General features: G+C 72.7%; 16 protein-coding genes, 1 pseudogene and 1 riboswitch. Of the genes and pseudogenes, 6 read left to right on the forward strand and 11 right to left on the reverse strand.

What is annotated here, in order from left to right; genetic code table 11:
* Positions 1 to 15 precede the first annotated feature (15 nt).
* The 4 genes from ACIA5F_RS20830 to ACIA5F_RS20845 form a co-directional block, all read right to left on the reverse strand.
* Positions 16 to 666, reverse strand: a complete 651-nt coding sequence (locus tag ACIA5F_RS20830; protein ID WP_399355051.1) for a thymidine kinase — start codon at positions 664 to 666, stop codon at positions 16 to 18.
* 79 nt (positions 667 to 745) lie between these two features.
* The gene (locus ACIA5F_RS20835; RefSeq protein ID WP_399355053.1) at positions 746 to 1,951 is read right to left on the reverse strand and encodes an alkaline phosphatase family protein; all 1,206 of its coding nucleotides are present in this window, start codon (positions 1,949 to 1,951) and stop codon (positions 746 to 748) included.
* Positions 1,951 to 2,547 (reverse strand): DUF5998 family protein, encoded by a 597-nt coding sequence (locus ACIA5F_RS20840; RefSeq protein ID WP_073909804.1) that lies wholly within the window; start codon positions 2,545 to 2,547, stop codon positions 1,951 to 1,953. The genes ACIA5F_RS20835 and ACIA5F_RS20840 overlap by 1 nt, the downstream gene beginning before the upstream one ends.
* Before the next feature lie 69 nt (positions 2,548 to 2,616).
* A complete protein-coding gene (locus ACIA5F_RS20845; protein ID WP_399355055.1) occupies positions 2,617 to 5,439 on the reverse strand; it encodes a GNAT family N-acetyltransferase in 2,823 nt (940 codons plus the stop codon).
* Positions 5,440 to 5,624: 185 nt separating this feature from the next.
* Here ACIA5F_RS20845 and ACIA5F_RS20850 point away from each other — a divergent pair, with 185 nt between their 5' ends.
* Positions 5,625 to 5,906: an HPr family phosphocarrier protein gene (locus ACIA5F_RS20850; protein WP_399355057.1), complete on the forward strand. Its 282-nt coding sequence runs from the start codon at positions 5,625 to 5,627 to the stop codon at positions 5,904 to 5,906.
* A gap of 478 nt (positions 5,907 to 6,384) precedes the next feature.
* On the opposite strand, the gene ACIA5F_RS20855 is transcribed toward ACIA5F_RS20850, so the two are convergent.
* From ACIA5F_RS20855 to ACIA5F_RS20870, 4 genes are all read right to left on the reverse strand, one after another.
* Positions 6,385 to 7,062, reverse strand: a complete 678-nt coding sequence (locus ACIA5F_RS20855; protein ID WP_399355059.1) for a GntR family transcriptional regulator — start codon at positions 7,060 to 7,062, stop codon at positions 6,385 to 6,387.
* 212 nt (positions 7,063 to 7,274) lie between these two features.
* Complete coding sequence (locus tag ACIA5F_RS20860; RefSeq protein ID WP_399355060.1) at positions 7,275 to 8,090, reverse strand: M23 family metallopeptidase; 816 nt, start codon at positions 8,088 to 8,090, stop codon at positions 7,275 to 7,277.
* Between the two features lie 12 nt (positions 8,091 to 8,102).
* Positions 8,103 to 8,262, reverse strand: a riboswitch (cyclic di-AMP (ydaO/yuaA leader).
* 203 nt (positions 8,263 to 8,465) lie between these two features.
* Positions 8,466 to 9,857, reverse strand: a complete 1,392-nt coding sequence (locus ACIA5F_RS20865) for a M16 family metallopeptidase (RefSeq protein WP_399355062.1) — start codon at positions 9,855 to 9,857, stop codon at positions 8,466 to 8,468.
* Complete coding sequence (locus tag ACIA5F_RS20870; RefSeq protein WP_399355183.1) at positions 9,854 to 11,233, reverse strand: M16 family metallopeptidase; 1,380 nt, start codon at positions 11,231 to 11,233, stop codon at positions 9,854 to 9,856. The genes ACIA5F_RS20865 and ACIA5F_RS20870 overlap by 4 nt, the downstream gene beginning before the upstream one ends.
* Positions 11,234 to 11,443: 210 nt before the next feature.
* Between ACIA5F_RS20870 and ACIA5F_RS20875 the strand changes: the two genes are divergently transcribed.
* Together ACIA5F_RS20875 and ACIA5F_RS20880 are read left to right on the forward strand one after the other, a co-directional pair.
* Entirely contained in the window at positions 11,444 to 13,900 is a 2,457-nt protein-coding gene (locus tag ACIA5F_RS20875; protein WP_399355064.1) for a DNA topoisomerase (ATP-hydrolyzing) subunit A, read from the forward strand.
* A 91-nt stretch (positions 13,901 to 13,991) separates the two neighbouring features.
* On the forward strand, positions 13,992 to 16,175 hold the full coding sequence (locus ACIA5F_RS20880; RefSeq protein WP_399355066.1) for a restriction endonuclease: 2,184 nt from the start codon (positions 13,992 to 13,994) through the stop codon (positions 16,173 to 16,175).
* A 24-nt stretch (positions 16,176 to 16,199) separates the two neighbouring features.
* Here ACIA5F_RS20880 and ACIA5F_RS20885 read toward each other — a convergent pair whose 3' ends face one another.
* Positions 16,200 to 17,273, reverse strand: a complete 1,074-nt coding sequence (locus ACIA5F_RS20885) for a CobW family GTP-binding protein (RefSeq protein WP_399355068.1) — start codon at positions 17,271 to 17,273, stop codon at positions 16,200 to 16,202.
* A gap of 96 nt (positions 17,274 to 17,369) precedes the next feature.
* Entirely contained in the window at positions 17,370 to 18,380 is a 1,011-nt protein-coding gene (locus ACIA5F_RS20890) for a LacI family DNA-binding transcriptional regulator (protein WP_399355070.1), read from the reverse strand.
* A 407-nt stretch (positions 18,381 to 18,787) separates the two neighbouring features.
* Between ACIA5F_RS20890 and ACIA5F_RS20895 the strand changes: the two genes are divergently transcribed.
* A complete protein-coding gene (locus tag ACIA5F_RS20895) occupies positions 18,788 to 20,389 on the forward strand; it encodes an ATP-binding protein (RefSeq protein WP_399355072.1) in 1,602 nt (533 codons plus the stop codon).
* Between the two features lie 38 nt (positions 20,390 to 20,427).
* A pseudogene (locus ACIA5F_RS20900) lies at positions 20,428 to 21,063 on the forward strand (response regulator); the annotation flags it as partial.
* A gap of 21 nt (positions 21,064 to 21,084) precedes the next feature.
* Here the strand turns inward: ACIA5F_RS20900 and ACIA5F_RS20905 are convergent.
* The gene (locus ACIA5F_RS20905; RefSeq protein ID WP_399355074.1) at positions 21,085 to 23,205 is read right to left on the reverse strand and encodes a type IIA DNA topoisomerase subunit B; all 2,121 of its coding nucleotides are present in this window, start codon (positions 23,203 to 23,205) and stop codon (positions 21,085 to 21,087) included.
* A 457-nt stretch (positions 23,206 to 23,662) separates the two neighbouring features.
* Between ACIA5F_RS20905 and ACIA5F_RS20910 the strand changes: the two genes are divergently transcribed.
* Positions 23,663 to 23,896 (forward strand): hypothetical protein, encoded by a 234-nt coding sequence (locus ACIA5F_RS20910; RefSeq protein ID WP_399355076.1) that lies wholly within the window; start codon positions 23,663 to 23,665, stop codon positions 23,894 to 23,896.
* Positions 23,897 to 24,068: the final 172 nt, after the last annotated feature.

The following is a 24,068-nucleotide window of genomic DNA, read 5'->3' on the forward strand; positions in this document are numbered from 1 at the left end:
AAGGCGGTCGGGCGCTCAGGCGTGGTTGACCGGGAGGACGTCCGGGGAGAGGGCGCCGGCGTGGGCCGCCGCCGAGGTCATCAGGCGGCGGTGGTGACGGCGGCAGAGGACCTCGTAACCGATCTCCCCGGCCGGGCGGTTGACGTCGCCGACCACGACCTGGGCGCCCTCGACCACCATCGCGCCGTCCACCGTACGGGCGTTGTGGGTCGCGCGGGCGCCGCACCAGCACAACGCCTCGACCTGGAGCTGTTCGATCCGGTCGGCCAGCTCGATCAGCCGCTGCGAGCCCGGGAAGAGCTTGGTGCGGAAGTCGGTGGTGATGCCGAAGGCGAACACGTCCATCCCCAGGTCGTCCACGACCCGCGCGAGCTGGTCGATCTGGCCCGGCGCGAGGAACTGCGCCTCGTCGACGATCACGTAGTCGGCCTTGCCGCCCTTGGAGAGGAGATCGACCAGGTACCCGTAGACGTCCATGCCGTCCGAGACCTCCACGGCCTCGGTCACCAGGCCCAGGCGGGAGGAGAGCTTGCCCTCGCCCGCCCGGTCGTCACGGGTGAAGATCACGCCCTGGAGCCCGCGGGCCGAACGGTTGTGTCCGATCTGGAGCGCCAGCGTACTCTTCCCGCAATCCATCGTTCCGGAGAAAAATACCAATTCGGACATCAGCGGAGGGTGACCTTTCGGGGTCGGGCAGGCCGGGGGGAGGCAGTGGCGGTCGGGTGGGGCCGGGCGGGGGCTCCGGTCAGGAGGTACGGACTTCCAGCAGCGGGACGAGCTGCTCGGCCGGGGTCATGGAGCCGTGCATTCCGGTGAGCGCCGACTCGTTGGGCTCCTTCACCGACGCGGTGATCGCGACATCGGCCTGCGCCGCCGCGACCACGTCGCCGATCCTCCCGAGCACCCGCTCGTCGCACTCCCCGGGCGGACCGAACCAGCCCAGTTCCAGGGCCTCCTCGCGGCTCGCGACCCAGAACCGGTCGCCGAGCACCTCGCGCCACACGGTCAGGACGTCGGCCTGCGCGCCCGGCACCGCGTACACGTGCCGGGCCCGGCCCTCGCCGCCCAGCAGGGCCACGCCCGCGCCCAGCTCCCAGTCCTCGTCGAAGTCGATGCGGGAGTCCTCGTCGAAGGGGACGTCCACCATGCCGTGGTCGGCGGTCACGTACAGCGCGGTGCGCGGCGGGAGCTGCTCGGCGAGCCGCTGGACGAGCCGGTCGACGTACATGAGCTGGCCGCGCCAGGCGTCGGAGTCCACGCCGTGGCGGTGCCCGGCCCCGTCGAGCTCGCTGTAGTACGTGTACACCAGCGAGCGGTCACCGGCGGCGAGCTGGATCGCCGCGAGGTCCATGCGCTCCTCGCCCGTCATCCGGCCGTGGAAGGCGCCGCCGCTCAGCGCGACCTTGGTCAGCGGGGTGGTCCGGAAGGCCGGGGAGGAGACCTGGGCGGTCGCCACACCGGCCTTGTCGGCGAGCTGGAAGACGGTCGGGTAGGGCTGCCAGGTCCGGGGCTCGACCCACGGGTACCAGCGGAGCTGGTTCATCAGGGCGCCGGTGGCCGGGTTGCGGACGGCGTAGCCGGGCAGGCCGTGCCGGCCGGGCGGCAGACCGGTGCCGACGGAGGCGAGCGAGGTCGCGGTGGTCGCCGGGAACCCGGCGGTGAGCGGACGGCCGGTGCCGCCGCGCGAGGTGGACAGGAGCGAGGTGAGGTACGGGGCCTCGTCCGGGTGGGCCTTGATCTGCTCCCAGCCCATGCCGTCGACCAGGAACACGCAGTTCCGGTCGGCCGGGGTCAGCTCGGCGATGGTCGCGGCGCAGCCGGGGACGCCCTGGCCCGCCGCGAGGGTGGGCAGCAGGTCGGCGAGGGAGCCGCTCCCGTACTCCGGGAGGGGGGCGGCGGCCGGGTCGAGCAGTTCCGGTTCCTGCCAGTGCTGCGCTGCGGAGTACGGCATCAGCGGGCGGGGGTGGAGGTCGCCGCCGTCGCCTCGCTGAGGGCCTGGGCGAAGACGAGGGTCTGGCGCACGGCCTCCGGGCCGTCGCCCGCCTCGCTGACGCGCAGGCTGAGGTCGTCGGCGGTGGAGTTGCCGGTGTAGCCGTGGTCGGAGTCGCAGTTCGGGTCCCCGCAGGCGGCGGGCTCCAGGTCGATCCGGGAGACGGCGCCCCAGCCGATGGTCAGCACGACCTCGCGGGGCAGGGTGCCGGGGGTGTAGGACTCCGGGTTGGCGACGACACGGCTGAGCACCACGGAGGAGATGCTGGAGAGCTTGACCGACTCGGTGGAGGTGGTCGCGTACGGGGACGGGGAACCGGCGTCGGCGGCCTGCTCGTCGGTGTGGCTGACGATGAAGCGGTTGCCGGTCAGGACCAGCACGGTGACGTGGCGGCGCACTTCGTTGGAGTCGAAGGTCGTCTCCTGGTGGACCAGGTACGACGAGATCGGCTCGCCGCCCACCGCGGCCTCCACGGCCTCGGCCACGAGGGCCGGGTAGTAGCCGCTGCGCTCGATCGCCGTGCGCAGCCCCTGGGTCGTCGTACCGGATTTCGCCATGAGGTCCATCCTAAGGCCCGTACGGGGCACCCCGGCCGCGCCGGACCCGGTCCCGTCAGGTCTGGCCGGTCAGTAACTGGGCAGGGTGCGGGGCCCGAGGTCGTCGCGGGCGGGCGGGTGGGCGACGCGGACGGCGGCGCTGAGCACGGAGAGACCCTCGGTGGCGACCACGACGGGCTCCAGGCAGACACCCGTCACCTCGGGGTGGTCGTCCACGAGGCGGGACAGGCGCAGGAGCAGCTCCTCCAGGGCGGCGGTGTCCACGGGGTCGCTGCCGCGCCAGCCGAAGAGGAGGGGCGCGGCCCGGATGGACCGGATGAGCGCGGCGACGTCCCGGTCGGTGGCCGGAACGAGACGGTGGGCGGTGTCCCCGAGCAGCTCGGAGGCGACACCGGCGAGCCCGAAGGAGAGGACGGAGCCGGCGGCCGGGTCGACGACGGAGCGGACCACGGTGTCGACGCCCCGGGGCGCCATGGCCTGGACCACGGGCCGCAGCTCGGCGGGGCGGCCGAGGGCCTCGGTGAGTTCCGCGTACGCGCGCCGCAGCTCGGCCTCGCCCGCCAGGCCCAGCCGGACGCCGCCCAGGTCCGCGCGGTGGCGCAGGTGGGGGGCGGTGGTCTTGAGCGCGACGGGGTAGCCCAGGCTCCGGGCGGCCTCCGCGGCGGCGTCGGGGGTGGGCGCGGGCAGGGTGGGCAGGACGTGGATGCCGTACCGCCCGAGCAGTTCGCGGGCGGCCCCGTCGTCCAGCTCCAGACCGGCCCGGCCCTTGACTCCGGCCAGGACCCCGGCGAGCTGGGCGGCGGCCCCGGACTCGTCGATGTCCTCGTACTCGGGCACCTGCCCGGCCTCGGCGGCGGCCCGCCGCCACCGGCCGTAGCGGAAGGCCTCGGCGAGGGCCCGTACGGCCCGCTCGACGGCGGGGTAGCTGGGGATGCGGCCGGCCGCCCCGGGCTCCTCCCCCGGGCCGGACCCGGTACGGGCCCCCGCCCCGGACGCGGCCCCGGACGCGGCGGGGCGGGGGGCGGGGGTGGAGCGGGGGGCCGGGGAGCGTGCGGGGCCGGTGTCCCGGGCGGCGGAGAGCGCCTCGACCAGGGCGCCCAGCTCGACCTGGACCACCGCCACCGGCTTGCCCGGCACCTCGGCCAGGGCCTCGCGCAGGGCCTCGGCCAGGTCGTCGGCGAGCGCGTGCTCGCTCACCCACGGGATGGCCGTGACGACCACCGCGTCGCAGTCGTCGGAGGCCAGCGCGGCGACCAGGGCGGCGTGGAAGTCGGCCGGCGCCGCCGCCGTCGTCAGGTCCAGCGGCGGCAGCGGGCGCAGCCCCTCCGTCAGGCAGGCGTCGTAGGTGAGGACCCCGAGGGACTCGGAGTTGCCGAGGATCGCGACCCTCGGCCCGGCGGGCAGGGGCTGCGAGGCGAGCAGCAGGCCCACGTCGACCAGCGCGGTCACCGTGTCGACCCGGATCACCCCCGCCTGCCGCAGCAGGGCCGAGACGGTGGCGTCCGGCAGCCGGGTCCCGGGGACGACGTGCCCGGCCGGGGTGTGCCGGCCGCCCTTGGCCACGACCACCGGTTTCACGGCCGAGGTGCGCCGCGCGAGGCGGGTGAACTTGCGCGGGTTGCCGAGGGTCTCCAGGTAGAGCAGGGCGACGTCCGTGTCGGCGTCGTCGTACCAGTACTGGAGGATGTCGTTGCCGGAGACGTCGGCCCGGTTCCCGGCCGAGACGAAGGAGGAGACTCCCTCGCCCCGGCGGATCAGCCCGGCCAGCAGCGCGATCCCGATCGCCCCGGACTGCGTGAACAGTCCGACCCTGCCCCGCCTGGGCATCGGCGCGGGCGCCAGCGAGGCGTTGAGCGCCACCTCGGGGGCCGTGTTGATCACCCCGAACGCGTTGGGCCCGATCAGCCGCATCCCGTACGAACGCACCTGCCGCAGCAGCTCGCGCTGGCGGGCGAGGCCGGCCGGGCCGCTCTCGCCGTACCCGGCGGACAGGACGACCAGCCCCTGCACCCCGTGCTCGCCGCAGGCCGCGACCGCCTCCGGGACCCGTTCCGCGGGGACCGCGACCACCGCGAGGTCGACGGGGGCGCCGATGCCGTCGAGCGAGGAGCTGGCGGGCACGCCGTCCAGCAGGCCGGTGGTGACGGCCTCGTTGACCGCGTGGAGCCGGCCGCGGAAGCCGCTGTCCCGCAGGTTGCGCAGGGCCGCCGCGCCGACGCCCGCGCCGGACCGGCTGACCCCGATCACCGCGACGGAGCCCGGGGCGAGCAGGCGTTGCACGGAGCGGGCCTCGGCGCGCTGCTCGCGGGCGCGCTGCACGGCGAGGGACTCGGCGGTCGGTTCGAGGTCGAGGGTGAGGTGGACGGAGCCGTCCTCGAAGCTGCGTTTCTGCTGGTAGCCGACGTCCGTGAACACCTTGATCATCTTGGTGTTGGCGGGCAGCACCTCGGCGGCGAACCGGCGGATGCCGCGCTCCCGGGCCACCGCGCCGATGTGTTCGAGGAGGGCGGAGGCGACCCCGCGGCCCTGGTGGGCGTCCTGGACGAGGAAGGCGACCTCGGCCTCGTCGGCGGGGGCGCCGGCGGCCCGGCCGTCGGCGCCGATCCGGTCGTAGCGGACGGTGGCGATGAACTCCCCGCCGACGGTCGCGGCGAGCCCGACCCGGTCGACGTAGTCGTGGTGCGTGAAGCGGTGCACGTCCCGGTCGGAGAGGCGGGGGTACGGGGCGAAGAAACGGTAGTACTTCGACTCGTCGGAGACCTGTTCGTAGAAGCTGACCAGTCGCTCGGCGTCCTCGGTGGTGATCGGCCTGATCCGGGCGGTGGCGCCGTCGCGCAGGACGACGTCCGCCTCCCAGTGGGCCGGGTACGAAGGGTCCGACTCGGTGGTCATGGGGCCACCTTAAGGCCGGGGTCCACCGGTCCGCCCTGGCGCGGCGCGTGCGGCGCGACGGGGGGCTCCGGTGCAAGCTGGGGAGGGCCGAACGGCAGGGAGGTCCGGGTCCGAAGTCGGTCGGAGCATTCCGAGCGTCATGAGAGACTGGTCTAGACAACCATAAGCACTTGAAGGGCATCACCATGGCAGAGCGCCGCGTCAACGTCGGCTGGGCCGAGGGCCTGCACGCTCGTCCCGCCTCGATCTTCGTCCGCGCGACGACCGCTTCCGGCGTCCCGGTGACCATCGCGAAGGCCGGTGGCGAACCCGTCAACGCCGCCTCCATGCTGGCGGTCCTGGGCCTGGGCGCCCAGGGTGGCGAGGAGATCGTCCTGGCCTCCGACGCCGAGGGTGCGGACGCCGCGCTGGACCGCCTCGCGAAGCTGGTCGCCGAGGGCCTTGAGCAGCTCCCGGAGACCGTCTGACCCCTTCTGCCGGGTCCTTCCAGATCCCGTCGGGGCCTTTCCGGTCCGACCCGCGGCGAAGCCGCAGCCACCGCTCCACCGGAGGCTGCGGCTTCGCTGTTTCCCGCGCCGGACGGGCGGCGCCGGACGGCACCGGCGCCGACTGCCCGCCGCGGCGCGGCCGGTCGCGGCGCGGCCCGGCGGCCCGCACGCGCGGAACAGCCGGTGGGGGACGGCGTCCCGCGCGGCCGCGACGCGGTCCCGCCGGGCCGCGCCGCGACCGGAGTCGACCGGAGTCGACCGGAGATCCGCTGGAGATCAACTGGAGTACGGTCCGGCCCGGAATGCGCCGACCCGAATACACCGACCGAATGCGGCGGCCTGAATGCACCGGCATGAATGCGGCGCGAACGGGTCCGCAATACGGCACGGCACGGTTTCGTGTCACCGGAATTACGGCGGCCCCGCACGGCCACCCGCCCTTTCTATCCGGCCCCTGTTAATACCGGCCGCCCGACATGTTGACGGCAGGTTGCGAAGTCCTCACCGCGGGCCGGACCCGCGGCCGGTGGGACCCGGCCGTCCGGTCGCAGTGGAGCGCGGTCGTCGCGCGCGCCCGCTCGGCGTCCCCCCGCGCCACCGCGTCCACGATCGCGCCGTGCTCCGCCCAGGACCGCACCGCCCCCGCGGAGGACTCCACCACGTACATCCACGCGATCTTGCGGCGCGTCTGGGTGAGCAGCGCGATCAGCCCCGGGCTGCCGGACGCCTGGGCCAGCGTCTCGTGGAACCAGCCGCCCAGCGCCCGTACGTCCTCCACCTGGCCCTGACCGGCCCGCTCCCGGCCCAGCCGGACCAGTCCGCGCAACACCCTGAGGTGGGCCTCGGTGCGCCGCCGGGCCGCACGGGCCGCGGCCAGCGGCTCCAGCAGGGCCCGCAGCTCCAGCAGGTCGGCGGCCTCCTGCGCGGTCGGCTCGGCCACACAGGCGCCCGCGTGGCGCCGCGTGGTGACGAACCCCTCGGACTCCAGCGTCCGCAGCGCCTCGCGGACCGGGACGCGCGAGACCCCGTACCGGCGGGCCAGCGCCTCCTCGGTCAGCCTGCCGCCCGGACCGAAGAACCCGGAGACGATGTCGTCGCGGATCGCTGTGCATACCGTGTGCGCGGGAATACGCAAGACCGGACCTCCGCCTCTTCACGACTTCCGCCGCCATTGACGGGTGACGGAATTGCCGCACACCCGCCATTGACGCGTGTGCTGCGACCCTATGGCAACACACCCGCATTTCCGAGAGCGGCCGGAGACGACGGCCGGAAATACGGAACGGCGCACGAACACGACGACCCCGGCTCGGGGAGCCGGGGTCGTCGGTGGAACGGGGGCGCGGGTCAGATGTTGACGCCGTGCGAGCGCAGGTACGCGAGCGGGTTGATGTCCGAGCCGTACTGGGCGCTGGTGCGGGCCTCGAAGTGCAGGTGCACGCCGCTGGAGTTGCCGGTGTTGCCCGCCAGGCCGATCTGCTGGCCCGCGAAGACCTGCTGGCCGGCGGAGACGCTCAGCCGGGACATGTGGCCGTACTGGGTGTAGGTGCCGTCGTTGTGCTTGATGATGACGTTGTTGCCGTACGCGCCGCCGTCACCCGACTCGACGACGACGCCCGCGCCGACCGCCCGGATCACGGTGCCCAGGTCGGCGTGGAAGTCGATGCCGGTGTGGCTGCCGGAGGACCACATGCTGCCGCCCGCCCCGTACTGGGTGCTGACGTACGAGCCGGCGATCGGGGAGACGAAGGTGTTGGCGCGCTTGCGCTCGGCCTCGCGCTCGGCGCGCTCCTTGGCGTCGCGCTCGGCCTTGGCCTTGACCTCGGCGAGCTGCCGGGCCTCGGCGGCCTGCTGCTTCGCGTCCGCCTCGGCCTGCGCCCTGAGGGCGTCGGCCTGCGCCGTGAAGGCGGCCGTCTCGGCGGCGTACTGCTGGGACGCGGCCTGGCTCTCGATCTCGCCCGCGAGGTCCTCGGCGACGACGACGGCGTTGAGGCCGGTGTCCTGGATCTTGTGGTCGGTGTCCGCGGCGAAGGCCGGAGCGGCAAGAGTGCCGACGACGCCCGTGGTGGCGAGGGCGGCTATACCGGCATAACCGGCGGTCTTGCGGCTCAGACGGCTGGAACCACGGTGCTTACCGGCGACACGACTGCTGCCAAACGCCATGAAGGGATTGATCCTTTCCTTCCTTCTCGCCTACCGGGTTAGCTGACGGGTTCGGAGCAGGAAGGTCTCCTACGGACCTCCTCTTGCGAGGCGGTCCGATTCACCCCAGGGACTGATGTGGGTCCCCGGCTCCCCAGGCTCGCGCCTGACGGGGACTCGGCGATCGCTGCCCGGTGCCGCCGGTGCGGCGGGCACAAATGACGGACAGCACGGCTGACGCTAGGCGGATCATCAGCCGATCGCCAAACACGCGAGCCTTTTTGTTGCGTACGTCACATCACATACGAGCAACGTCCCCACCAAACAGGCAAAGAGGGCCCCGGCGGACAATCCGTCGGAGCCCTCCCGCCCGGCCGTCCGGCCGGGCCGCCCGGTTCAGTTGGTGACGACCGTCACGTCACCGATCCCGAGGGCCCGCACGGGCTCCTCGATCAGCGCCGCGTCGCCCACCAGGACCGTGACCAGCCGGTCCACGGGGAAGGCGTTCACGACCGCCGACGTCGCCTCCACCGTGCCGGTCCCGGCCAGCCGCGCGTACAACTGCGCCTGGTAGTCGTCCGGCAGCTCCTGCTCGACCTGGTCCGCGAGGGTGCCCGCGACGGAGGCCGCCGTCTCGAACTTCAGCGGGGCCACGCCCACCAGGTTCTGCACCGCCACGTCCCGCTCGGCGTCGGTCAGGCCCTCCTGGGCGAGGGTGCGCAGCACCTTCCAGAGGTCCTCCAGCGCCGGGCCGGTGTGGGGGGTGTCCACCGAGCCGCTGATGGCGAGCATCGAGGCGCCCTTGCCGTCGGCGGTGGAGCGCAGCACCTGGCCGAAGGCGCGCACGCCGTACGTGTACCCCTTCTCCTCGCGCAGCACCTTGTCCAGACGGGAGGTCAGGGTGCCGCCCAGGCAGTACGTGCCGAGCACCTGCGGGGCCCAGACCCGGTCGTGCCGGTCCGCCCCGATCCGGCCGATCAGCAGCTGCGTCTGGACCGCGCCGGGCCGGTCGACGACGACCACCCGGCCGGTGTCGTCCGCCGTGATCGGCGGGACCGGCCGCGGCTCGGCGGTGTCGCCGGTCCAGGTGGACAGGGTGTCCGCGAGGACGGCGTCCAGGTCGATGCCGGTCAGGTCGCCGACGACCACCGCGGTGGCCGTGGCGGGGCGCACGTGGGCCTCGTAGAAGGCGCGCACGGCCCCGGAGTCGACGCGGGCCACCGTCTCCTCGGTGCCCTGGCGCGGGCGGGAGATCCGCAGGGAGGCCGGGAAGAGTTCCTTGGAGAGCTCCTTGGCGGCGCGGCGCTGCGGGTTGGCCAGCTCGTGCGGGATCTCGTCGAGCCGGTTGCGCACCAGCCGGTCGACCTCGGAGTCGGCGAAGGCGGGGGCGCGCAGCGCCTCGGCGAGCAGGCCCAGCGCCTTGTGCAGGCGGGAGGCCGGGACCTCCAGGGAGACCCGGATGCCGGGGTGGTCGGCGTGTGCGTCGAGCGTGGCGCCGCAGCGCTCCAGCTCGGCCGCGAACTCCTCGGCGGAGTGCTTGTCGGTGCCCTCGAACAGCGCGCGGGCCATGAGGGTCGCCACCCCGTCCAGGCCCTCGGGCTCGGCGTCCAGCGGGGCGGCGAGGTTGATCTCGACCGCCACCACCTGCTGGCCCGGCCGGTGACAGCGCAGCAGGGTCAGGCCGTTGGACAGCGTGCCCCGCTCGGGGGCCGGGAAGGCCCACGGCTGCGGTGCGCCCGCCTGCGGGCGCGGGTGGAAGGTCATCGTGACGGCTGCGGTGTCGGTCACTGCTCCGCCCCCTCGTTCTCGTCGTTCCCTGCGTGATCGGCGTGATCGGCGTGATCGTCGGCCCCGTCGGCCCCGGTGTCCGGCAGCGGCTCGTACACGAGCACCGCGCGGTTGTCCGGGCGCAGCCGGGCCGCGGCCACGGCCTGCACCTCCTCGGCGGTGATGTCGAGGACGCGCCGCACGGCGGTGAGCGCCAGCTGCGGGTCCCCGAAGAGCACCGCGAAGCGGCACAGTTCGTCGGCGCGGCCGGCCACCGTGCTCAGCCGGTCCAGCCACTCGCGCTCCAGCTGCGCCTGGGCGCGCTCCATCTCCTCGGCCGTCGGGCCCTCGGCGGCGAACCGCGCGAGCTCCTCGTCCACGGCCGCCTCGATGTCGGGCACCTCGACCCCGCCGGAGGTCTTGACGTCCAGCCAGCCCAGCGAGGGCGCCCCGGCCAGGCGCAGCATGCCGAAACCGGCCGCCACGGCCGTCTGGTCACGGCGTACCAGGCGGTTGTGGAGCCGGGAGGACTCGCCGCTGCCCAGGACGGTCAGCGCCACGTCGGCGGCGTCGCACTCGCGGGTGCCGTCGTGCGGCAGCCGGTAGGCGGCCATCAGCGCCCGCGCCGGGACCTCCTCGACCAGCACCTCGCGGAGCTCGCCGCCGATGGTCTCGGGCAGCGCACCGTCGCGCGGCGGCTGCTTGCCGTCGTGCGCGGGGATGGTGGCGAAGTACTTCTCGACCCAGGCGAGCGTCTGCTCGGGGTCGATGTCGCCGACGACCGACAGCACCGCGTTGTTGGGCGCGTAGTACGTACGGAAGAACTCGCGCGCGTCCTGGAGGGAGGCGGCGTCCAGATCGGCCATGGAGCCGATCGGGGTGTGGTGGTACGGGTGGCCCTCGGGGTACGCGAGGGCGGTCAGCTTCTCGAACGCCGTGCCGTACGGGACGTTGTCGTACCGCTGGCGGCGCTCGTTCTTGACGACGTCGCGCTGGTTCTCCATGGACTCGTCGTCCAGGGCGGTCAGCAGCGAACCCATCCGGTCCGCCTCCAGCCAGAGCGCCAGCTCCAGCTGATGGGTCGGCATCGTCTCGAAATAGTTGGTGCGCTCGAAGCTCGTGGTGCCGTTGAGGGAACCGCCGGCCCCCTGGACCAGCTCGAAGTGCCCGTTGCCCGGTACGCTCGCCGAGCCCTGGAACATCAGGTGCTCGAAGAGGTGAGCCAGGCCGGTGCGCCCCTTGACTTCATGGCGCGAGCCGACGTCGTACCAGAGGCAGACCGCGGCGACCGGGGTCAGGTGGTCCTCGGAGAGCACCACGCGCAGGCCGTTGGCCAGCCGGTGCTCGGTCGCTGTCAGGCCGCCGGAGCCGGCCTGAGCTGTGGCCGTGTGACCCATGGGCATGTGGTCCCTTCGATCGCGATGCAGAGATTTCTGTCAGACCTGCCACTGTATGCAAGCGCGTCGGCCGCCGGAGAAGTTCCCGGGTCACACCTGGGTCGGAGTCGGCGTTGTCCGAGCCTCGGGCCACAATGGTCCGCGTCAACCCCCTTCGGACACCCGCAGGACACCCGTACATCCCTTTCTTGGTTAAGGAGCCGCGCAGCGATGGCCCGCCGCAGCACGAAGACCCCGCCGCCGGAGGATTTCGAGGAGAAGATCCTCGACATCGACGTCGTCGACGAAATGCAGGGCTCCTTCCTCGAGTACGCGTACTCGGTGATCTACTCCCGTGCCCTGCCGGACGCCCGGGACGGCCTGAAGCCGGTGCACCGGCGCATCGTCTACCAGATGAACGAGATGGGCCTGCGCCCCGACCGCGGCTACGTGAAGTGCGCCCGTGTCGTGGGCGAGGTCATGGGCAAGCTCCACCCGCACGGTGACGCGTCGATCTACGACGCCCTCGTACGCATGGCCCAGCCCTTCTCGATGCGGCTGCCGCTGGTCGACGGCCACGGCAACTTCGGTTCGCTCGGCAACGACGACCCGCCGGCCGCGATGCGTTACACCGAGTGCAAGATGGCCGACGCCGCCTCGCTGATGACGGAGTCGATCGACGAGGACACCGTCGACTTCACCGGAAACTACGACGGCCAGGAGCAGGAGCCGGTCGCGCTCCCCGCCGCCTACCCGAACCTGCTGGTCAACGGCGCGTCCGGGATCGCGGTCGGCATGGCCACCAACATGCCGCCGCACAACCTGGGCGAGGTGATCGCGGCGGCCCGCCACCTGATCCGCCACCCGGGGGCGGACCTGGAGGCGCTGATGCGCTTCGTCCCGGGTCCCGATCTGCCCACCGGCGGCCGGATCGTGGGCCTCTCGGGCATCAAGGACGCCTACGAGAAGGGCCGCGGCACCTTCAGGATCCGCGCGACGGTGGCGGTGGAGAACGTGACACCGCGCCGCAAGGGCCTGGTCGTCACCGAACTGCCCTTCACGGTCGGCCCCGAGAAGGTCATCGCGAAGATCAAGGACCTCGTCGGCTCCAAGAAGCTCCAGGGCATCGCGGACGTCAAGGACCTCACCGACCGCTCGCACGGCCTGCGTCTGGTCATCGAGATCAAGAACGGCTTCCACCCGGAGGCCGTGCTGGAGCAGCTCTACAAACTGACGCCGATGGAGGAGTCCTTCGGCATCAACAACGTCGCGCTCGTCGACGGACAGCCGCTGACGCTGGGCCTCAAGGAGCTGCTGGAGGTCTACCTCGACCACCGCTTCGAGGTAGTCCGGCGCCGCAGCGAGTTCCGCCGCACCAAGCGCCGCGACCGGCTGCACCTGGTCGAGGGCCTGCTGGTGGCGCTCGTCGGGATCGACGAGGTCATCCGGATCATCCGGGACAGCGAGAACTCCTCGCAGGCCAAGGCCCGGCTGATGGAGCGGTTCTCGCTGAGCGAGGTCCAGACCCAGTACATCCTGGACACCCCGCTGCGCCGGCTCACCCGCTTCGACCGGATCGAGCTGGAGTCCGAGCGGGACCGGCTGACCGGCGAGATCGACGAGCTGACGGGCATCCTGGAGTCCGACACCGAGCTGCGCAAGCTGGTCTCCTCGGAGCTGGCGGCGGTGGCGAAGAAGTTCGGCACCGAGCGCCGCACGGTCCTGCTGGAGTCGGCCGGGACCGCGGTGGCGTCGGTCCCGCTGGAGGTCGCGGACGACCCGTGCCGCGTGCTGCTCTCCTCGACGGGCCTGCTGGCGCGCACGGCGAACGGCGAGCCGCTGCCGGAGGAGGAGGACGGTGCCCGCGCCCGGCACGACCTGATCGTCTCGCAGGTCGCGGCGACGGCCCGCGCCGATGTGGGCGCGGTCACCTCGTACGGGCGGCTGCTGCGGCTGTCGGTCATCGACCTGCCGCAGCTGCCGGACACCCACGCGGCACCGAACCTGGCGGGCGGCGCCCCGGTCGCGGAGTTCCTCTCCGGGCTGGAGGCGGACGAGAAGGTGGTCTGTCTGACCTCCCTGGACGAGTCCTCGCAGGGGCTCGCGCTGGGCACCGAGCAGGGCGTGGTCAAGCGCGTCGTGCCGGACTACCCGGCCAACAAGGACGAGCTGGAGGTCATCACCCTCAAGGACGGTGACCGGATCGTCGGCGCGGTGGAGCTGCGCACGGGCGAGGAGGACCTCGTCTTCATCACCGACGACGCCCAGCTGCTGCGCTACCCGGCGGGCCAGGTGCGCCCGCAGGGCCGCCCGGCGGGCGGGATGGCGGGCGTCAAGCTCTCCGAGAACGCCAAGGTGATCCACTTCTCGGCCGTCGACCCGGCCCGGGACGCCGTGGTGTTCACGGTCGCGGGCTCGCAGGGGACGCTGGACGACTCGGTGATCTCCGGGAAGCTGACCCCGTTCGACCAGTACCCGCGCAAGGGCCGGGCCACCGGCGGCGTGCGCTGCCAGCGGTTCCTGAAGGGCGAGGACGTGCTGGTGCTGGCCTGGGCCGGGGCCCGGCCGGTCCGCGCGGCGGGGGCGAACGGCGCCCCGGCCGAGCTGCCGGCCGTGGACCCGCGCCGGGACGGCTCGGGGGCCGCGCTGCCCTCCGTCGTCACGGCACTGGCCGGGGCCGCGCTGTAGGACGTACGGCGGCCGGGGGGCCTCGTCCCCCGGCCGCCGACTACTGTCTTCACCGTTGACGCGGGCGGGTGGGGCAGGGGGAAGACAGCTGATGAGTCGTCGGCCGGGCGGACCGATCGGGGACTGGGCCGAGGCCCAGCGCCGACAGCAGCAGACACAACTGATCCAGCAGCGGGAGGCCGAACGCCGCCGGCGGGCCTGGGAGCGGGACACGGCCCGGGGCCTGCGCGAACAGCAGGCCGCCTACCGGCAGCAGCGCGAGGCGCAGGCGCGCCGGCGCACCGAGCGGCTCGACGCGGAGACGGAGACCCTGCGGGGCCTGCTGGCCGCGGGCTGCCGTGCTCCGGCCTTCCGGACGGGCTCCCTGGTCCGGCCCGAGCAACTCGAACCCTTCGCCCCCGGCGCCCTGGCGGAGCCCGTGCAGATGCCCCGGATCGAGCAGTTCCAGACGCGGTCCGGCTGGTCGGTGGGCGGGCGGGGACGGGCCGAGCGGGAGGCGCACGCCCGGTACACCGAGGCGTGGCAGGCCGCGCACGCCGCCGATTCGCAGCGGCGGCGGCAACTGGCGGCCTACCGCGAGCAGTACGACGCCTGGGCGGCCGGGCAGCTCGCCGCGATCCGCGCGCACAACGACGGGCTCACCGAGCTGGCGCGGTCGCTGCGCACGGGCGACCCCGAGGCGGCGGTGGAGTACTTCTCGGCCGCGCTCTACGCCTCCACGGCCTGGCCCCGGGAACTTCCCCGGCAGCTCACGGCCGCGTACGACCCGGGGGCGCGGCAGTTGGTCCTCGACTGGGAGCTGCCCCGGTACGAGGTGGTGCCCGCGGTCAAGTCCGTCCGGTACCTGCCGGGCACGGACGAGGACAAGGAGACGGCCCGCCCGGCCGGGCAGCGGCGGGCCCTGTACCGGGACCTGCTGGCGCAGTGCGTGTTGCTGGTGGTGCGCGAGCTGTACGCGGCGGACGAGTTCGGCGCGCTGGAGTCGGTGGTGGTCAACGGGTTCGTGGACGACCACGATCCGGTGACGGGGCACCGGGCCCACCTCGTGCTCGCCAGTGTGCTCGTGGCGCGGCCCGTGTTCATGGAGCTGCGGCTGGCGCAGGTGAGCGCGGTGGACTGCCTGGTCGACGGGTTGCGGGGGCAGTTGTCGGCCCGCCCCGACCAGCTCACCCCGGTCCGGGCCGGTCGGCGGCCCGGTGAGGTCGGCGGCGGGGTGGTGACCCACGGCGGCGGCGCGGCGGCGGGCCGGGGGGACGGCGGGCAGGACGAGCCGGACCTCTTCGTGATGGACCCCATCGCCTTCGAGAACCTGGTGGCCGAGCTGTTCCGGGCGATGGGCATGGAGGCGGTGACCACGCGTCGGTCGGGCGACGGCGGGGTCGACGTGGAGGCGCTGGACCCGGCCCCGATCCGGGGCGGACGGATCGTGGTGCAGGTCAAGCGCTACCGCAACACCGTGCCGCCGACGGCGGTACGGGACCTGTACGGCACGGTCCAGGACGCGGGGGCCAACAAGGGGGTGCTGGTGACCACCTCGTCCTTCGGACCCGGGTCGTACACCTTTGCCAACGGCAAGCCGCTGGAGTTGGTTCCCGGGGCCGAACTCGTGGAGCTGCTGCACCAGTACGGGCTGCGGGGACGGCTGGGCGGCTCCGGCGCGTCCGGTGCTTCTGAGGCTTCGACGGGGGCGGCTTCCGGTTCCGAGGCGCCGACGCTCCCGGCCCAGCGCATGACGGGGCCCGACCCGGCCGGGAACGAAGGGGACGACGGCAACGACGACGGCGGCGGCGGCGGGCGCAATGTCCTGGGCATGTCCTGGTCGGGGTCGGTCGCGCTGGACGTGTGCGCGCTGGTCTGCGCGGGCGGCCGGGTGCTGAGCGAGGACCACTTCGTCTTCTTCAACAATCCGCGCACCCCGGACGGTTCGGTACGGGCCCGGGCGCACCCGGCGCCCGACAAGGCGGCGCTGGAGGTCGGCTTCGACGCACTGCCGGTGGCCGCCGACCGGCTGGTCCTGGCCGCCGCGATCGACCCGGAGGTCAACCCGGACGCCGACCTGGCCGGTTTCACCGACGCGCAGGTCCGGCTGCTGGACCCGGCCGGGGAGGAACTGGGCCGCCTGGAGGTCTCGGACGGCCGCGCCGGGGAGACGGCCCTGGTCCTCGGCTCGTTCCGGCGCCGGGCCAACGGCGACTGGGACTTCGTGATCGGCGGCAAGGGCTACCGGGGCGGCCTGGAGGACCTGTTGCGCGAGCACGGCATCGACGTGGCCTGAGCGGCCACCGCGACTCCGGCGCCGTCACCCCTCGTCCGCGCCCCCACGGCGGGGCACGTAGCGCAGGACGCCCCACATGCTCTCGGGGCGCGCCTCCCGCGGGTCCGGTTCGCGGCAGGCCTCCAGCTCGCGCAGGAGCGCCGGGCCGTCGATGCCGGAGCCGATCAGGACCAGCTGCGTGCGGCGGGGCTCGTCCCGCGCCCAGGAGCCGACGGTGAACCGCAGGAAGCGGCCGACCGCGTGGACCTCGTAGCGCTCGCCGTGGCCGGGCACGCCGAACCGGACGAAGCCCTTGATCCGGTAGAGCCCGGCGGGCCTGCGGTCGAGGAAGTCGATGAACCGGCGGGGGGAGAGGCCCTGTCCGGTGGTGAACTCGACGCTCTCGTACGCGGCGTGCGCGTGCCCGCGGTGGTCGGCGCCCCCGCCCTCGCCGTGGTCCCCGGCCCGCGCGAGCAGGTCCTCGAAGGAGAGCTGACCGCGGGTCTCCGTCCAGGGGCGGCGGTCGAAGAGCAGCTCGGGGTCGATCCTGCCGTGGTCGACGCCGACGACGGGGATGCCGGGAGCGGAGAGCCCGTCGAGCACGTCCTCGATACGGGCCCGCTCGACGGCGTCCACCCGGTCGGTCTTGTTCAGCACCACCAGGTCCGCGACGGCCAGGTGCCGGTCGGTCTCCGGATGTCCGGCGCGGGTCGCGTCGAACTCGGCCGCGTCCACGACCTGCACCGTGCCGCCGTAGCGGATCGCCGGGTTCTCACTGGCCATCAGCATCCGGATCATCTCCTGGGGCTCGGCCAGGCCGCTCGCCTCGATGACGATCACATCGATGCGCTGGGCGGGGGCGGAGAGCTTCTCCAGGTACGCGTCCAGCTCACTGCCGTCGACGGCGCAGCACAGGCAGCCGCCGCCGAGGGAGACCATCGAGTCGCCGACCTGCCCGGCCACGGACATCGCGTCGATCTCGATCGACCCGAAGTCGTTGACGACGACCCCGATCCGGGTGCCGCCGCGGTGGGCGAGGAGGTGGTTGAGGACGGTGGTCTTGCCGGAGCCGAGGAATCCGGCGAGGACGACGACGGGGATGGCCTGCCTGCTGTTCACCCGGACGATCGTAGTCAGCCGTGCCCCCCGGCGGGCACGGCATCCGCGCGGACCGCGCAAGAACCCGACAGCGGTCCGGACCGGGCGGGTACGGGGCTACCCGCGGGGGGCCTGCGCGGTGGAGCCGCGGACCACCAGCTCCGGCTCGAAGAGCAGCTCGCCCGGCGGTACGGCGGCCCCCTGTATCTGCGCGGTGAGCAGTTCGACCGCGGCCCGGCCCATGGCCTCGACGGGCTGGCGGACGGTGGTCAGCGGGGGCTCGGTGCAGCTCATGAACGCGGAGTCGTCGTGGCCCACCACGGAGATCTCCCGGGGGACGGCCAGACCCCGGCGCCGGGCGGCCCGTACCGCCCCGAGCGCCAGGGGGTCGCTCGCGCAGATGATCCCGGTGATCCCGCGGTCCAGCAGCCGGGAGGCGGCCGCGTGGCCGCCCTCCAGGGAGAACAGCGACCGTTCCACATGGGCTTCGGGCAGCCTGGCGCCGGTCAGGGCCGCCGCCGCGCGGGCGGCCACCAGCTTGCGCAGCGAGGGGACGTGGTCCGGCGGGCCCAGTACCAGGCCGATCCGCTCGTGCCCGAGGGAGGCCAGGTGGCGCCAGGCGTGTTCGACCGCGACGGCGTCGTCGCAGGCCACGCATGGGAAGCCGAGGCCTTCGGCGGAGGCGTTGACGAGTACCACCGGGACCTTGCGTTCGGAGAGCAGCCGGTAGTGCCCGTGCGGGGCGTCGGCGTGCGCGAAGAGCCCGCCGACGAAGACGACACCGGACACCTGCTGCTGGAGCAGCAGGTCGACGTGGTCCGCCTCAGAAACCCCGCCGGCGCTCTGGATGCACAGCACCGGGGTCAGCCCCTGCTGGGCCAAGGCGCCGCCGATGGCCTCGGCGAAGGCCGGGAGGACGGGGTTCTGGAGCTCCGGCAGCACCAGTCCGACCAGCCGGGCACGTTCGCCGCGCAGCTGGCTGGGGCGCTCGTAACCGAGCACGTCGAGGGCGGTGAGCACGGAGCGGCGGGTCGCCTCCGAGACTCCCGGCTTGCCGTTGAGCACCCGGCTGACCGTTGCCTCGCTGACCCCCACCTTCTTCGCCACGTGAGCAAGTCGTCGCGTCATGTGCGCAAGAATAACGCAAGTGGTGCAAGTTTCTTGCGGTCCGGTGGAGTCTGGTCCACGACGCACACCCGCCGCCCGGGAGCGCCGGGGCGCGCCGCCTCGGCCGGCACTCGGAACGGTGGCAGCGCACCTGATCGGAGCAGCCGGAGCCCACCCCCGCCGGGTGTGCCTTCTCATAGGCTCCCGCCCCTTGACATGGACGATCCGCACCGGACCGAGCGGAGATTTACGCCCGATCATCCAGAGTTTGCGCTAAACCGTTCCCTGGACCACCGCGGAGGGCGCACTCTCAGTCCATCGACACCTCCGCAAGCTGCGCGTACCGCCCGCAAGCGTCTTGCGTGCACCGGATAAATTCCGCTTACGCCGAAGCCGACCTACCGTTGCTCCTCATGCGGTTCCTTCCCATGAGTGCTCGGCGCCTGGGGCTGCCCAGACGGGCCGTCTCCCAGATCCTCCTGACCCAGCTGGCCATAGCCGCCGGGGTCGTCGCGCTGGCCACCGGACTCTTCCTGGCCCCGCTCAGCGCCCAGCTGGACGACCAGGCCATGCGGCGCGCGCTGGCCATCGCCCAGAGCACCGCCGCCGATCCGTCCCTGGCCACCGCGCTCCTGGCCTCCGGCCCCTCGGCGCGGACCCCGGTACAGACGTCGGCCGAACGGATTCGCCGGGCCACCGGAGCCCAGTACGTGGTCGTCCTCGACCTGAACGGCATCCGCCGCTCGCACCCCAGCACCGACCTCATCGGGCTGCCCGTCTCCACCGACCCGAGCGACGCCCTCGCGGGCCATGAGGTCATGGAGATCGACCAGGGCACCCTGGGCCGCTCCGCCCGCGGCAAGGTCCCGCTCCTCACCATCGACGGGAAGATCGTCGGCGCCGTCTCCGTCGGCATCGCCTACGACAGCGTCCGCGAACGGCTGCTCGGCGCCATCCCCGGTCTCCTCGCCTACGCGGGCGGCGCTCTCGCGGCGGGGGCGCTCGCCGCCTTCCTGCTCTCCCGCAGGATTCAGCGCCAGACCCGGGACCTGGCCTTCTCCGACATCGCCGGCCTGCTCGCCGAGCGCGAGGCGATGCTGCACTCCATCCGCGAAGGCGTGATCGCCCTCGACCGGGCCGGCCGCGTCCGGCTCGTCAACGACGAGGCCGCCCGGCTGCTGGGCCTCACCCCGGACTCGGCCGCCGCCGTCGCCGGGCGCGCGCTGGACGACGTCCTGGGCCCCGGCCGCACCACGGACGTCCTGACCGGACGGGTCACCGGCCACGACCTGCTCACCGTCCAGGGCTCCCGGGTCCTGGTCACCAACCGGATGCCCACCGAGGACGGCGGCGCCGTCGCCACGCTGCGCGACCGCACCGAGCTGGAGCGCCTGGGCCGCGAGCTGGACTCCACCCGGGGCCTGATCGACGCCCTGCGCGCACAGGACCACGAGCACGCCAACCGCCTCCACACCCTCCTCGGCCTCCTGGAGCTGGGCCTGCACGAGGAAGCGGTGGAGTTCGTCACCGAGGTCGTCGGGGTGCACCGGACCACGGCCGAACAGGTCACCGAGAAGGTCCACGACCCCCTGGTGGCCGCCCTCCTGGTGGGCAAGGCGACCGTGGCGGCCGAACGCGGCGTCCCGCTGCGGCTGGCCCCGGCCACCCTCCTCCCCGACCGCCTCGTGGACCCGGGCGGCCTCGTCACCATCATCGGCAACCTGGTGGACAACGCCCTGGACGCCGCCACGGGCTCGGCCGCGCCCCTGGTCGAGGTCGACATCCGGGCCAAGGGCCACACCGCCGTCCTGCGGGTGCGCGACAGCGGCCCCGGGGTCCCCGCCGCGCGCCGCGAGGAGATCTTCACGGAAGGCTGGTCGACCAAGCAGCCCAAGGCCCACCGCAAGCGCGGGCTGGGCCTCGCCCTCGTCCGCCGTCTCGCGGAACGGCAGGGCGGTACGGTACGGGCCGGGGAAGCAGCGGACGGAGGGGCGGAATTCTCCGTCGTACTCCCGGAGGCCCTGCGGTGAACGAGACCCCGATCCACGTATTGGTCGTCGATGACGACATGCGTGTTGCCCGGATCAACGCGGCGTACGTGGCGAAGGTTCCCGGCTTCCAGGTGACGGCCCAGGCACATTCGGCGGCCGAGGCCCTGGAGCTGCTGGAGTCCCGGACCATCGACCTGGTCCTGCTGGACCACTACATGCCGGACGAGAACGGCCTGGACCTGGTCCGCCGGATGCGCCAGCTGGGCCACCACACCGACGTGATCATGGTCACGGCCGCCCGTGACCTGGCCACCGTCCAGGCCGCCATGCGGCTCGGCGCACTCCAGTACCTGGTCAAACCCTTCACCTTCGCCGGCCTGCGCACCCGGCTGGAGGCGTACGGGAGCCTGCGCCGCGCACTGGACACCGGCGGCGAGGCGGAACAGGACCAGGTGGACCGGATCTTCGGCGCCCTGGCCAGCGCCCGGACACCGAACGAGCTGCCCAAAGGGCACTCCACCACCACGGCGGAACTGGTCCGCCAGGTGCTGCGCTCCGCCGACGGCCCGCTCTCCACCCAGCAGATCGCCGACCGCGCGGGCATCAGCCGCCAGACCGCCCAGCGCTACCTGAAGCTCCTGGACCGCAGCGGACGGGTCACCCTCGCCCTGCGTTACGGCGAGGCCGGCCGCCCGGAGCACCGCTACACCTGGCACCCGCCGCCCGCGACCGGGTCAGGCGTCGATGCGCGAGCGGTCCAGGGTCGCCGCGGAGCTGGTGATGAACTCCTTGCGCGGAGCCACCTCATTGCCCATGAGCAGGTCGAAGACCTGCTCGGCCGAGTCCAGGTCGCCGATGTTGATCCGGCGCAGGGTGCGGAAGCGGGGGTCCATGGTGGTCTCCGCCAGCTGGTCCGCGTCCATCTCGCCAAGACCCTTGTAGCGCTGGATCGAGTCCTTGTAGCGGATGTTCTTGCGCTGGTACTCCAGCAGCTTCTGGCGCAGCTCGCTGTCCGAATACGTGTAGACGTACTTGTCCTGGCCCTTCTTCGGCTGGACCAGCTCGATCCGGTGGAGCGGCGGCACCGCCGCGAAGACCCGGCCCGCCTGGACCATCGGCCGCATGTACCGCTGGAAGAGCGTGAGCAGCAGGCAGCGGATGTGCGCGCCGTCCACATCGGCGTCCACGAGCAGGACGATCTTCCCGTAGCGAGCGGCGTCGAGATCGAAGGTCCGGCCGGAACCGGCTCCTATGACCTGGATGATCGCACCGCACTCGGTGTTCTTGAGCATGTCCGAGACCGACGACTTCTGGACATTGAGGATCTTGCCGCGGATCGGCAGGAGCGCCTGGAACTCCGAGTTCCGGGCGAGCTTGGCGGTACCGAGGGCGGAGTCGCCCTCGACGATGAAGAGCTCGCTGCGGTCCACGTCGTCACTGCGGCAGTCGGCCAGCTTGGCGGGCAGCGAGGAGGTCTCCAGCGCGGTCTTGCGACGCTGCGCCTCCTTGTGCTGGCGGGCCGCGATCCTGGTCCGGGCAGCCGCGACGATCTTCTCCATCACCGCGCGGGCCTGCTGCTTGTCGTCGCGCTTGACCGAGGTCAGGAACGCCTTGAGTTCCTTGGCGACCACAGCGGCGACGATCCGGGTGGCAGCCGAGGTGCCGAGGACCTCCTTGGTCTGGCCCTCGAACTGCGGCTCGGCGAGGCGGACGGTGACGACGGCCGTCATGCCCTCCATCGCGTCGTCCTTGACCACGTCGTCCTCGGCGACGCGCAGCAGCTTCGCCGAGCGCAGCACCTCGTTCACCGTCTTGGCGACGGAGCGCTCGAAGCCGGAGATGTGGGTACCGCCCTTGGGGGTGGCGATGATGTTCACGAAGGACTTGACGTTGGACTCGTACCCCGTGCCCCAGCGCAGGGCGATGTCCACGCCGAGTTCACGGGTGACCTCGGTGGGGGTCATGTGGCCGCGGTCGTCGAGGACGGGGACGGTCTCCTTGAAGGTGCCCGTGCCGGTCAGGCGCAGCACGTCGCAGACGGCCTTGTCCTGGGCGAGGTACTCGCAGAACTCGCTGATGCCCCCGTCGAAGCGGAAGGTCTCCTCCGTCTTGCCCGCCCCGTCGATGCCCCGCTCGTCGCGGACGACCAGGGTCAGGCCGGGGACGAGGAAGGCCGTCTGGCGGGCGCGCTGGTAAAGGTTCTCCAGGTTGAGCCGGGCGTCCTTGAGGAAAATCTGGCGGTCGGCCCAGTAGCGGACCCTGGTCCCGGTGCGGCCCTTGGGAACCCGCTTGGCCTTGCGGAGCCCGTTGGCGGGGTCGAAGGGGCTGTCGGGCCCCTGCTCGGCGAAGGCCCCGGGGACGCCGCGCCGGAAGCTGATGGCGTGCGTCGCACTGTTGCGGTCGACCTCGACGTCCAGACGGGCGGAGAGGGCGTTGACCACGGAGGCGCCGACTCCGTGCAGACCGCCGGAGGCCGCGTACGAACCACCGCCGAACTTGCCGCCGGCGTGCAGCTTGGTCAGGACGACCTCGACGCCGGACAGGCCGGTCTTGGGCTCGACGTCGACGGGGATGCCGCGCCCGTTGTCCCGGACCTCGACGGAGGCGTCCTCGTGCAGGATCACCTCGATGTGGTCGCAGTAGCCGCCCAGGGCCTCGTCGACGGAATTGTCGATGATCTCCCAGAGGCAGTGCATGAGGCCCCGGCTGTCGGTGGAGCCGATATACATGCCGGGGCGCTTGCGTACGGCCTCTAGGCCCTCGAGGACGAGCAGGTGCCGCGCGGTGTAGTTGGAGCCGTCCCGGTCTGCTCCGGGCAGCAGCGCGCTGGAAGGCACGGACGTGTCGGCGGTCACGCAGTTCGCTCCTCGCTGAATTTCTTTTCTGGCCCGGTCGGGCGCAGGGGTGGCTCGGTTGCCGGTCGAAGGGTACCGATGCCTGGTAGAGCCGATGCAACGCCACCCTCGGGGCTTCCTCAGCCTAGTCCAGATCCGCACGGATGTTCGATCCACCAAGAGGGTGAAGCAAACATCACGTTCCCTTCCAGGCATGAACCATTTAGGGTTCGGGCACGTCCTCATGAACAACCCGGCACTCACGCCGGCGAGGATGGAACTGCGACAAGCGACCGACTGCGAACGACTGACAACGCGAAACCGTAAAGCAACGCAATACGGCTCCTTCGCCGCCAACCGGCAACAGCCGGCCAGCTTCGGAAGGAAGTTTCGAGGAAAAGCCGCGAGCGGGAACGTTTTCGGCCTGGTTGGATGTTGACCCTGGTACGACAGCTCGTCGAGCTAGAGAAGAGGCGACGTGACTACTGTTCTGACACCCGCGACCCCGCTGACGGCCGCTGACCGATGCGACCGTTGCGGCGCCCAGGCATATCTGCGCGTCGTCCTGCTGAGCGGCGGTGAACTGCTCTTCTGCGCCCACCACGGGCGCAAGTTCGAGCCGGAACTCAAGAAGATCGCCGCGGAAATACAGGATGAGACCGAGCGGCTCACGTCCGCTCCGGCTACCCATGCCGAACCCGAGGACCGCTGACACAGGCCCGCGCCTCGCATCCGACGAGCCAGGACCGGCCGGGCCGGTCGAGGGGGGGGGGGCGCCGGGGGGGGGGGGGGGGGGGGGGGGGCCGCCCCCCGCGGGGGGGGGGGGGGGGCGGCCCCGGGGCGGGGGGCGGGGCGCGCCGGGGGGGGCGGGCGGGCGGCCCCCC

Origin of the sequence: Streptomyces sp. NPDC051567 (assembly GCF_044454165.1) — a bacterium.
GTDB lineage: Bacteria > Actinomycetota > Actinomycetes > Streptomycetales > Streptomycetaceae > Streptomyces.